The organism is Mesorhizobium amorphae (assembly GCF_014843845.1).
GTDB lineage: Bacteria > Pseudomonadota > Alphaproteobacteria > Rhizobiales > Rhizobiaceae > Mesorhizobium > Mesorhizobium amorphae_A.
In genome coordinates this window covers 36097-48362 of the sequence record NZ_JHQS01000006.1, presented here as the reverse complement: position 1 = coordinate 48362, position 12266 = coordinate 36097, and the positions used below count along the sequence as shown (strand labels likewise).

The following is a 12266-nucleotide window of genomic DNA, read 5'->3' as shown; positions in this document are numbered from 1 at the left end:
TCTTTTGCTGTCCACAGCAGGCGGGAAACCGCCTGCTGCCATAGATCAGAGCGCGGCCTTCGCCGCCTCGATCTTTTCGGCCAGAACGTCCTGCCCGAGTGCCCCGAACACAACCTCGTTGCCGACCACATACGAAGGCGTGCCGGTGATCGCCAGCTTGGTGGCGAGATCGTAGGTCTTGGAAATCGCCTCGTGGATGCTTGGGTCCTTCATCTTCTCGCGCAGCGCCGCTTCGTCGGCGCCGAGCGACAGGGCAACCTTGATGGCCGTGGCCTCGGTGGCGCGACCCGGGCCGCCGAGCAGGGCGTTGTGGAATTCGCCGTACTTCTCCGGCTTCATGAGGTGGAAGGCCATGGAGACGACGCTCGCCTTCTGCGAATCCGGACCCAGGATCGGGAATTCCTTGAGCACGAAGCGCAGGTCCGGTTCGGCTTTCGTCAGCGCCTGCATGTCGTCGATGGCGCGTTTGCAGAAGCCGCAATTGTAATCGTAGAACTCGACGATCGTGACCTTGCCGTTCGGATTGCCGACGACGCCGTCGAAGGCGGAGTTGAAGATCTCTTCCTTGGCGTTCTTGATGACGCCGAGCGCGGCGATCCGCTGTTCTTCCTTCTGCTTGGCTTCGAGCGCGTCCTGCACTTCGAGCAGAACCTCAGGGTTCTTCAGCAGATAGTCGCGGATGATGCCCTCGACCTCGGCTCGGTCGATCTTGGTGTCCGAGGACGCTACCTGCACGACCTGCGCTGTATCGGCCTTGGCCGCCTGCGGGCTGCCGGCGACGAAGCCGAAAGCCAGCATGGCAAGAGCGGCCGCCACTCCCGTCGTGCCGAGCAGAATTGCCTTGTTCATCATCCCTTATCCTCTTGCCTGTTCCGTCCGCCTTTGTCGCAGTATGCCGCCGGAAGGTTCACTTCTTGATTTTGCCTGATGGCGCGTAGTTTATGATATCCTGGGCGCGAAGCCAGCCCGGCTCGCCGCGCTTCAATTTCTGCTGCGCGCGCATGGCGAAGATTTTCGCATTCTTGTAGTCGCCGGAATAGAAACGGCCTTCGGCCGTCGCGAGTTCGGCCGCCGGAATGTTGCCAAGCTCGCCATAGGCCTGGGCCAGATAGCGATACCCCTCGGCATTTTCCTTGTCGCGCCCGAGGCCACTGTTGATCTGCATCGCCGCCTTCTTCAGCGATTCGGGTGTGCCGACCGCCATCAGCGCCTGGCCATAGGAGACCGGCAGCAGCCCGGACCGCGCCGGATCGAGGCTGACCGCCTTGGCGTAGGCGTCTGATGCATCCTTCGGCTTGTTCGCCTTCATCAGGATGTCGCCGCGCAGTTCGTGGAAATAGGGGTTTTTCGGCTGCTCCTTGATCAACGCATTGGTCTTGGCGAGGCTTGCGCCCAGATTGCCGTAGAGATAGGCGAGCTGCGCCTCGCCATAGCGCGAGGCAAGACTGCCTGGATTCTTGCGCATCAGCCGCGTTGCGGCGGCCTGACCGCCCATATAGGCGGCGATCTTGACGCGCATCATATCGTGGCGCTGCTGCAGCGCCGGCGTATCGACCTTGTCGACATAGGGGCTCTGCTTGACCAGCACTTCGAGATTGGCGATGCGCTCCTGCGGCATAGGATGGCTGATCCGGTAGGGGTCGACCTGCGCGCCGGACAGGGATAGCGCACTCTGGAAGCGGCCGAAGGTCTTCAGCATGCCCATGCCGGACTGGCCGGTGGCGTTGAGATAGGTGATCGCCGAGCGGTCGGCGGTCGTCTCTTCGGTGCGCTGATAGGCAAGGATGCTGCGCTGCGCCATCTCGCCGCCGCCGGCTGCGACTCCCATGCCGGCGCCGGCGAGGCCACGGCTGTTTGTGGTGGCGCCGGCAACGATGGCGCCGGCGCCAAGCAGGGTGGCGATGATCGCCATCGTCTTGGCGCGCTCGAGCTGCTCGCGCAATTTCTGCTGGTGGCCGCCGGCGATATGGCCGGCCTCATGGGCGATGACGCCGATGATCTCGTTGGGCGTTTCGGCCATCATCAGCGCGCCGGTATTTATGAACAGCCGGCGCCCGGTGACGAAGGCGTTGAAACTCTGATCGTTGACCAGAACGATGTTGACGCCGTCATTGGCGAGACCCGCCGCCTTGAAGATCGGCCGCGCATAGTCGCGCACCAGCGCCTCGATCTCGGCATCGCGCACCACCGGCACGTTTTGCGCCAAGGCGCTGACAGAGCCGGAGACCGCGACGGCGGCGGCAAGCAAAAGCGTCGCGAAGCCGCGCGCGGTCCTCCCGATGGAAGGTCTGGAAAACATCGATCTGGGTCGGCTCAACATGACAGGTCCACTGGTAGACGAGCGGGCGAAGGATGAAAAGTCGGCACCGAAAACTTCCTGCGCTTGTGATCCCCACATCAATCGGGCATTTGTGCGGCCAAAAGGGCCTGCAGCTTTGGCCGGGATCGATCCCGGTGTGATGGATTTGAAGATGGTCGTTTCCCTTTCGCGCCGTGGCGAGGTCGAGCCGTTCCATGCCATGGACATTCTGGCCGAGGCCAACCGGCTGAAGGCAACGGGCGTGCCGGTGGTGTCGATGGCGGTCGGGCAGCCGTCCGACCCGGCGCCTGTGGGGGTCAGAGAAGCTGCAACGAACGCGCTGAAGCTCGGCCGCATCGGCTACACCGATGCATTGGGCCTTGCCGACCTGCGCAAGGCGATCGCCGGGCATTATGGCGACAATTACGGGATCGACGTCCCGCCCAGCCGCATCGCCGTCACCACGGGCTCATCGGCCGCCTTCAACCTGGCCTTCCTGGCGATGTTCGACCCCGGCGACCGCGTCGCCATCGCTGCGCCCGGCTATCCCGCTTACCGCAACATCATGGCCGCGCTTGGCATCGAAATCGTCGAGATCGAGCTCGGCACTGACGCCTATCTGCATGCCGAGCACCTGAAGACGGCGCATACCGAAAAGCCTCTGAAGGGTGTGCTCTTCGCCAGCCCGGCCAATCCGACCGGTGCGGTCATTCCCGCCGACGAGCTGGCGGCGCTGGTGAGAACGGCCGAAGAGCTTGGCATTGCTGTGATTTCTGACGAGATCTATCACCGGCTGGCCTATGCGGCACCCGACACGACGGCGCTGGCCTACGGCTCGGGCGTGACGGTGATAAACTCGTTTTCGAAATACTATTGCATGACCGGCTGGCGCATCGGCTGGATGGTGCTGCCGGAAGAATTGGTGCGGCCGGTCGAGCGTATTGCCCAGAGCCTCTACATCTCGCCGCCGGAACTGTCGCAGATCGCGGCCATCGAGGCGTTCAAGGCCACAGAAGAGTTGGAGGCGGTGAAGGCGCGCTATGCCTGGAACCGCGAGCTTCTGATGAAGCGGTTGCCGGAACTCGGTTTTCCGCTGGCTGCACCGATGGACGGCGCCTTCTACGCGTTCTGCGATGTCACCAGGCATACCAATGACAGCATGGTCTTCGCGCGGAAAATGCTGGCCGAGGCGCATGTGGCGGCAACGCCCGGCCGCGACTTCGACCCGCTCGCCGGGCACCGGACCATGCGCTTTTCCTATGCCGGCAGCCATGACGATATGGTCGAGGCGATGGCGTGCATCGAGCGCTGGCTGAAATAGCGGGGACATCATGCCGGACCTCGAACAGGCGCTTGCGGAAGTCGCCGCCGAAATGGCGGAGCGCACGGATCGCGGCGATGTCGCCAGCTATATCCCGCAGCTCAGCAAGGTCGACCCGAAGAAGTTCGGCATAGCCGCCGTCACCAATGACGGCCGCGCGCTGCTTGCCGGCAACGCCGATGAGCCTTTTTCCATCCAGAGCATTTCCAAGGTCTTCACGCTGACGCTGGCGCTCGGCAATGTCGGCGACGCGCTGTGGCAGCGCGTCGGGCGCGAGCCGTCGGGCAATCCGTTCAACTCGATCGTCCAGCTCGAGCACGAGAACGGCATTCCGCGCAATCCGTTCATCAATGCTGGCGCCATCGTCGTTTCCGACATCCTGCTCGCCGGCCACCAGCCGCGCGAGGCGATCGGCGAGATCCTGCGCTTCATCCAGTTCCTCGCCGACGACGAGACCATCGTCATCGACCGCGAGGTCGCGGCCTCCGAACGCGCCACCGGCTTTCGCAACTTCGCCTTGGCCAACTACATGAAATCCTTCGGCAATCTTCACCATGCGCCGGAACTGGCGCTGGGCGTCTATTTCCACCATTGCGCCATCGCCATGAGTTGCCGGCAGTTGGCGATGGCCGGGCGCTACCTTGCCAATGGCGGCAAGAACCCGGCGACCGGCCATTCGGTGGTGTCGGCCGAGCGGGCGCGCCGCATCGGCGCGATGATGCTGACCTGCGGCCACTATGACGGATCCGGCGATTTTGCCTTTCGTGTCGGCATTCCGGGCAAGAGCGGCGTGGGCGGCGGCATATTGGGGATCGTGCCTGGCGTCGCCTCGCTCGCCGTCTGGTCGCCGGGCCTCAACGCCAATGGCAATTCCAAGCTGGGCTCGATTGCGCTGGAGAGGCTGGCGAAGATGATGAACTGGTCGATCTTCGCGCCTTAATACCATCCAGATAGGAGAAACCCCGCGCCGTCCTTGCGACGGCGCGGGGTTTCTTTGGCTCAGAAAATCAACCCAAGCGGCTGAAAAGCTTAGAAAAAGCCTTTCCGCTGCCACCAGCCGGCGCGCTTCGGCTTTTCCTCGACCTTGACCTCTTCGGGCACGTTCGACGAGACCACCGGCACCACCGGAGCATCGATTGCGACGGGCTTGCGTCGGGTCGGTCGGGCATTGGCGGGCGCTTCCTCCTCGGCAGCCGGGGCGGCCGGCACAGGCGCAGGCGTCGCCGCCTCGGCCGGTGCAGCATCCTCGGCTGGTGCTTCGGCTACCGTCTCGGCGGCAACTTCTGCTGCGGCTTTCTTGGACCTCGAGGCGCGCTTCTTCTTCGGCTTCTCGGCGCTCGGCACATCGTCGTTGGCGGCAGAGGGAAGCTCTTCCACCGATACCGCGGCGACAGTCTCGGCCACGGACTCGATTGCCACGGCTTCGCCTTCGGGCGCATCGGCTTTGACGCCATCGGCGGTCTCGACCGCCTCGGCTCCGTCCTCGCCGTCCTCACGGCGATTGCGCTTGCCACCGCGCTTGCCGCGCCGGCGCTTCTTGCCCTGACCGTCGTCCGACGCGTCCACTGCGACGGCGCCGACAGGCGTTTCGCCGCCCTCGGCGGTGGTTTCATCCGTTGCGACAGCGGCGTCGGTATCCGCCGGCGCCGAGGCGATTGCACCTTCCGCGGGAGCGCCGTGCTCGCGATCACCATGTTCGCGATCGCGATCCTTGCCGCCACGCCGCCTGCGCCGCTTGCGGCGCTTGCGATCGCGGCCTTCGCCGTCCTCGCCGGACCTCGGCTGTTGCTGCTGGGGATGGCGCGGCTGCTCCGCCTGGACTGGTGCCTCGTCCTCCTCCTCGACGACGATTTCGTCTTCGGGCTCTTCCGGCTCGACATAGGTCGGCAGGCTGCGCACTTCGACAAAGCCCTCCGGCTTTTCGGCCAGCGCGCCGCGGAAGATCGCATAGTGCTGCGCGCCGACCGCGTCATCGGCCTCGATCGTGATGGTCAGGCCGAAGCGGCTTTCGAGTTCGACCAGCGTGCCACGCTTGTGGTTGAGCACGTAGAGCGCCGTCGCCGCCGGGGTCCGCACCGTGATGTGGCTGCGCGAATCCTTGAGCAGGAACTCCTCGATCGCCCGAACCACCATCAGCGCCACCGAGGAATCGGAGCGCACATGGCCGGTCCCGCCGCAATGCGGGCAGGGCTTCATGGTCGATTCCAGCACGCTGGCGCGGATGCGCTGGCGCGACATTTCCATCAGGCCGAAATGCGAGATGCGGCCGACCTGGATACGGGCGCGGTCATTCTTGAGGTGATCCTTCAGCCGCTTCTCGACGGAGCGGTTGTTGCGGTTCTCCTCCATGTCGATGAAGTCGATGACGATCAGGCCGGCGAGGTCGCGCAACCTGAGCTGGCGGGCGACTTCCTCGGCCGCTTCGAGGTTGGTGTGGAGAGCGGTGTCCTCGATCGAGTGCTCCTTGGTGGAGCGGCCCGAATTGACGTCGATGGCGACCAGCGCCTCGGTCTGGTTGATGATGATGTAGCCGCCGCTCTTCAGCGTCACCTGCGGCTGCAGCATGCGGTCGAGCTGCGCCTCGATGCCGTTGCGCACGAAGATCGGCGTCGTGTCGCGGAACGGCTGAACCACCTTGGCGTGGCTCGGCATCAGCATGCGCATGAAGTCCTTGGCCTCGCGATAGCCTTCCTCGCCGGAGACCAGGATCTCGTCGATGTCCTTGTTGTAGAGGTCGCGCACCGAGCGCTTGATCAGGCTGCCTTCCTCGTAAACCAAGGCAGGGGCCGTGGATTGCAGCGTCAGATTGCGGACGTTTTCCCAAAGCCGCATCAGATACTCGTAGTCGCGCTTGATCTCGGCCTTGGTGCGGCTCTCACCGGCCGTGCGCAGGATGACGCCCATGCCCTGCGGCACTTCGAGATCGGCGACGACTTCCTTCAGCCGCTTGCGGTCCTGCGCGTTGGTGATCTTGCGCGAAATGCCGCCGCCGCGCGCCGTGTTGGGCATCAGCACCGAATAGCGGCCGGCAAGCGACAGGTAGGTGGTGAGAGCGGCGCCCTTGTTGCCGCGCTCTTCCTTGACGACCTGCACCAGCAGGATCTGGCGGCGCTTGATGACTTCCTGGATCTTGTACTGGCGGCGCACCGGCTTGCGGCGGTTGCGCACTTCTTCCAGCGCGTCCTCGGCGCCGACCGATTCGACTTCGTGGTCATCCGGGTGCGCGGACTGCACCTCTTCCAGCATGCCGCGATCATTGTCGCTGGACGAGGCTTCGCCGCTTGCGTCGGCGGAGGTCGATTCCGGCTGCGGAGCGGCCTCGGAAATCACATCGGCTTCGACGCTGGCGGCGATCGATGTAGGCCCGCTTCCGGAAACTTCTTCGGACGCTTCCGCTTCGCCGTGATCGGCGGCTACGTCTTCGTGCCCGGCCGTTTCAGGCGAGGCGTCGGCATTTTCAGCTGTGAAATCGGCTTCGGCGGTGGTGTCTTCGGCAATTGCATCGCCGCCCGTGTCGCCATGTTCGCCGCTGTCGTCGGAATCGGCGGCACCGGCGTCGCGCTTGTGTTCGCCGCGCTCGCGGCCTTTGCCGCCGCGCCGGCGTCCGCGCCTGCCGCGATCGCGGCTCTGGCGGTCCTCGCCTTCATTGTCCTCGTCCTCTTCGTCCTGGGCTTCCTGCGCTTCGGCGCGAAGCAGGGCCTGACGATCGGCGACCGGGATCTGGTAGTAGTCGGGGTGTATTTCACTGAAGGCAAGGAAACCGTGACGGTTGCCGCCATATTCGACAAAGGCTGCCTGAAGGGAAGGTTCGACGCGCGTTACGCGGGCGAGATAGATGTTTCCTTTGAGCTGCTTCTTGTCCTGTGATTCAAAGTCGAATTCTTCAATACGGTTACCGCGAACGACGACAACGCGTGTTTCCTCCGGGTGGGAGGCGTCTATCAGCATTTTGTTGGGCATTATTTCGTTTCCCCCCGGCAGCCGTCAGCCGCAGCTTGCGAGGCAAGGCCTGCTGCTGCGTGTCTGGAGTGTGGGTGCCGGATAATTGAACGTCCGCCGGCGGCCGCTTGAGCGCCATGGCGGTGCCGCCCGCAGCCATAATGGCGCGGTTTGATGCGGACCTTTCCATGATTGCGCTTGAAGCCATCGTCACCAGCAGAACCTTTTGAACCAAAGCCCGGAAAGACCGGACCAGCTTGTTTGCTCATACAGAGCCGGCGCGGGACAAACCCGGCCGTTTTCCTCACGCAGGCGTTTCCCCCGCCACGGGCGCGCACCTGCGAAATTCATCGCGATCACCTGAAGCCTTTTCGCTGGAAGCGAAAGGAGCCGCTTTTCATCTGACCTGTAGCAGGAAGCTGCGGAGGAAGCGGTTCCAGGATTGCAGTGATCCACCATCGCTTTTATGATTTGGCGGCATGGAAGGCAACCCCGATTTAGGATGCCGGCAAAAAGCGGTTCCGTTGGGGAAGCACAGGCTCCAATTCCTTGTCCAAAAAGGCTTGGTTAACCTTCTCTGGATACCAATCGTTAATCGAGTCCGCGGCCTAACCGGCACTTCGACGAAACGACCCCGGCGCCTGGCGCCAAAACCGGGAGCGACTGGAAAGAAATGGGACTGGCAGGCACGGCAAACAAGGGTCACGGCGCTGCGGGGCCTTTGCTGCATGCCGTCTGCGCCCTTTTGCTGATGGCGGCTTTCCTCGCTTTCTCCGCCGTTTCCCACGCCACTGAGGCGCCGCTCGGCGCCACCGGCTACAAGATGGCCGGCGATGCCACCAAGATGCGCATCGTCATGAATTTCGATCGCGAGCCCGACATCAAATGGTTCCTGCTGCGCGGCCCCAATCGCCTGGTCGTCGATTTGCCGCGCACCAGGTTCGCCATCAATGCCAGGGACGTGAAGGCCCGCGGCCTGGTCAAGGCCGTGCGTTACGGCGATCTCGGCCAGGGATCGCGGCTGATCCTCACCGGCAAGGGGCCGTTTTCGGTCGACAAGCTCGACGTGCTCAAGAACGATGACGGCAAGGGCTACCGAATCGCCATCGACATGTCGGCGGCCTCGGCGCGGGAGTTCGACGCCGCTTTAGCCAACCAGGCGCTGACCACCGGTTCGACGGTTTCGACCGACAAGGGTTCCAGGGTCGGCACCGGGCCGATCTCCAATCCGGGCCACCGCTTCACGGTCGTCATCGATCCCGGCCATGGCGGCATCGACGGCGGCGCCGAGGGGCTCCACGGCACCATCGAGAAGAACGTCACGCTCGCCTTCGCCACCGAATTGCGCGAAAGGCTCGCCGCGGTCGGCAGCTACGACGTGTTCATGACGCGCGACAAGGACGAGTTCCTGCGGCTGGACGACCGGGTGCGCATCGCCCGCCAGCATGAGGCCGACCTGCTGATCTCGATCCATGCCGATACGATCAGCGTCAAGGGCATTCGGGGTGCCACCGTCTATACAGTCTCCGACAAGGCGTCCGATCCCGAGGCGCAGGCGCTGGCCGATCGTGAAAACCTCTCCGACCAGTTCGCCGGCATGGAGATCAAGGACGACAACAAGGAAGTCACCGACATCCTGATCGACCTGATCCGTCGCGAGACGCACAACTTCTCGATGAGCTTTGCCCACACGCTGGTCGGTCAGCTCTCGACCAGCGTCGGCCTCATCAACAATCCGCAGCGTTCAGCCGGCTTCAAGGTACTGAAGGCGCCCGACGTGCCTTCGGTGCTGGTCGAGCTCGGCTATCTGTCGAACGCCAAGGACGAGGCGCAATTGCTGGATGCCGATTGGCGCAGCAAGGCGGCGCAGAGCATTACCAACGCCGTCGCGCTGTTCGCCTCGGCCAAGATGGGGACGGGAGCCGGAGGCTGAAATGACCGCTGCCGCCTGCAACCAGAGGCAGCGTTGCGCGACGACAACACCCGGCGCTATTATTTCCCGCACGGGAAGCCGAAGTCCCAGCGTTGCCGTATTTTGTCCACATGATGGCGACATGGGTTTTCCATTGCGGATTGGGACCGTCCCGGAAGCTTGCGCGGAAGGCGGCTTCGTTTAGGAAATTCCCGGACCACGGACTGGAGCGGGCATGATTCGTCTCATCGGCTATTTCTTTGGCATCGGCACGACGCTGGCCCTTCTGGTGGCCGCGGGCGTGGCGATCTATATCGGCCATCTGTCGAAGGACCTGCCCGACTACGAAGTGCTGGCCAAATACGAGCCGCCGGTGACGACGCGCATCCATGCGTCCGACGGATCGCTGATGGCCGAATATGCACGCGAACGGCGCCTCTATCTGCCGATCCAGGCGGTTCCGGATCGCGTCAAGGCGGCCTTCCTGTCGGCCGAGGACAAGAATTTCTACAACCATCCAGGTATCGACGTGACCGGCCTTGGCCGCGCGATCATCGTCAATTTGCAGAATGCCGGCTCGGGCAGGCGCCAGGTCGGTGCCTCGACGATCACCCAGCAGGTGGCGAAGAACTTCCTGCTCACCTCGGACCAGACCTATGAGCGCAAGATCAAGGAGATGATCCTGGCCTTCCGCATCGAGCAGGCCTATTCGAAGGACCGCATTCTCGAGCTCTATCTCAACGAGATCTTTTTCGGCTTCGGCGCCTATGGCGTCGCCGGTGCCGCGCTCACCTATTTCGACAAATCGGTGAATGAGTTGACCGTGGCGGAAGCGGCCTATCTGGCCTCGCTGCCGAAGGGCCCCAACAACTACCATCCCTTCAAACATGCCGACCGTGCGCTCGAGCGCCGCAACTGGGTCATCGACCAGATGGTCGAGAACGGCTATGTGACGCGCGAAGAGGGCGACAAGGCCAAGGCCGAGCCGCTCGGTGTCACGCCGCGCCGCAACGGCACCTATCTGTTCGCCGGCGAATACTTTACCGAGGAAGTGCGCCGCCAGATCATTTCCCGCTACGGCGAGAATGCGCTCTACGAAGGCGGTCTGTCCGTCCGCACGACGCTCGATCCGAAGATCCAGCTCATCGCCCGCAAGGCGATGCAGAACGGGTTGCTGAAATACGACACGCTGCGCGGCTATCGCGGGCCGGTGAAGAATATCGACGTCTCCGGCGACTGGGGCGTGCCGCTCGGCAGCGTCAAGGGGCTGGAAGACGTGCCGGAATGGTCCTTGGCCGTCGTGCTCGACAGTTCCGAGACCGGCCTCACCATCGGCCTGCAACCGGCGCGCCAGGTTTCCGGCGACATCGTCAAGGAGCGCGTCGAAGGCACGGTCAGCAAGGAAGACATGGGCTTTGCCATGCGCCATGTGGTCGACGGCAAGACGGTCAAGGCCAAGTCGCCGGCCGATGTGCTCAAGCCCGGCGACGTCATCTACGTGCAGAAGAACGAAGGTTCCGACAGCGCCTACAGCCTGCGCCAGGTTCCGGAAGTGGAAGGTGGCCTGGTCGCCATGGATCCGCACACCGGCCGCGTGCTGGCCATGGTCGGTGGCTTCTCCTATGCGCAGTCGGAATTCAACCGCGCGACGCAGGCGATGCGCCAGCCGGGCTCCTCGTTCAAGCCGATCGTCTATTCGGCGGCGCTCGACAATGGCTACACGCCGGCCTCGGTGATCATGGACGGTCCGATCACCATCCAGAGCGGCAACACGACATGGACGCCGAAGAACTATGACGGCACCGCGGCCGGTCCGGCGACCTTGCGTTCCGGCATCGAAAAATCACGCAACCTGATGACGGTGCGGCTTGCCAACGACATGGGCATGAAGCTGGTCGTGGAATATGCCGAGCGCTTCGGCGTCTATGACCATCTGGCGGCGTATCTGCCGATGGCGCTGGGCTCCGGCGAGACGACGGTGATGCGCATGGTGTCGGCCTATTCGATCATGGCCAATGGCGGCAAGTCGATCAAACCCTCGCTCATCGACCGCATCCAGGACCGCTACGGCAAGACCGTGTTCAAACAGGACGAGCGCGGTTGCGAAGGCTGCAACGCCAACGAATGGAAGAACCAGCCCGAGCCGGAACTGGTCGACAATGCCGAGCAGGTGCTCGATCCTATGACCGCCTATCAGATCACCTCGATGATGGAAGGCGTCGTGCAGCGCGGCACCGGCGCCACCATCGCAGAACTCGGCCGTCATATCGCCGGCAAGACCGGCACGACGAATGACGAGAAGGACGCCTGGTTCATCGGCTATACGCCGAACCTCGTTGTCGGCCTCTATATGGGCTACGACACGCCACGCGGCCTTGGCAAAGGCGCGACCGGTGGCGGTCTGGCGGCGCCGATCTTCAAGGACTTCATGCGCGTGGCGCTTGACGGCACGCCCAATGTCGACTTCCAGGTTCCGGAAGGCATGAAGCTGATCGCCATCAACCGCAAGACCGGCATGAAGGCAGGCGAAGGCGAGGCGGGCACCATCATCGAAGCCTTCAAGCCCGGCACCGGTCCGGCCGACAGTTATTGGGTGATCGGTATGGGTGCCGACGGTTCCAACGGCGCCGGCGGCGCGCTGTCGCCGCAAGCCACGCAGGCCATCCAGTCGGGCGGTGGCGGCCTTTACTGACGAACAGCAAGCAGAGCTTGGGGCCGGCCTCCTTTGGCTTGACCATGATCTTATCCGAAAACCGGGTTTCCACTTTTCGGGATCATGTTTAGCCGGCCCATTT

7 protein-coding genes are annotated in these 12266 nt (G+C 63.5%); 4 read left to right on the top strand and 3 right to left on the bottom strand.

Features of this window, described 5'->3' with window-relative positions:
• Positions 1-45: 45 nt before the first annotated feature.
• A complete protein-coding gene (locus DH08_RS01325; RefSeq protein ID WP_192177530.1) occupies positions 46-849 on the bottom strand; it encodes a DsbA family protein in 804 nt (267 codons plus the stop codon).
• A 58-nt stretch (positions 850-907) separates the two neighbouring features.
• Positions 908-2320, bottom strand: a complete 1413-nt coding sequence (locus DH08_RS01320) for a M48 family metalloprotease (protein WP_192177529.1) — start codon at positions 2318-2320, stop codon at positions 908-910.
• Positions 2321-2471: 151 nt separating this feature from the next.
• Between DH08_RS01320 and DH08_RS01315 the strand changes: the two genes are divergently transcribed.
• A complete protein-coding gene (locus tag DH08_RS01315; protein WP_192177528.1) occupies positions 2472-3620 on the top strand; it encodes a pyridoxal phosphate-dependent aminotransferase in 1149 nt (382 codons plus the stop codon).
• Between the two features lie 10 nt (positions 3621-3630).
• Positions 3631-4560, top strand: a complete 930-nt coding sequence (locus tag DH08_RS01310; protein WP_192177527.1) for a glutaminase — start codon at positions 3631-3633, stop codon at positions 4558-4560.
• Positions 4561-4649: 89 nt separating this feature from the next.
• On the opposite strand, the gene DH08_RS01305 is transcribed toward DH08_RS01310, so the two are convergent.
• On the bottom strand, positions 4650-7580 hold the full coding sequence (locus DH08_RS01305; RefSeq protein ID WP_192177526.1) for an Rne/Rng family ribonuclease: 2931 nt from the start codon (positions 7578-7580) through the stop codon (positions 4650-4652).
• Between the two features lie 652 nt (positions 7581-8232).
• Between DH08_RS01305 and DH08_RS01300 the strand changes: the two genes are divergently transcribed.
• Positions 8233-9492 carry an N-acetylmuramoyl-L-alanine amidase gene (locus DH08_RS01300; RefSeq protein WP_192177525.1) on the top strand — a complete coding sequence of 420 codons (1260 nt, stop codon included), beginning with the start codon at positions 8233-8235 and terminating at the stop codon, positions 9490-9492.
• Between the two features lie 214 nt (positions 9493-9706).
• Positions 9707-12163 carry a penicillin-binding protein 1A gene (locus DH08_RS01295; protein WP_192177524.1) on the top strand — a complete coding sequence of 819 codons (2457 nt, stop codon included), beginning with the start codon at positions 9707-9709 and terminating at the stop codon, positions 12161-12163.
• Positions 12164-12266: the final 103 nt, after the last annotated feature.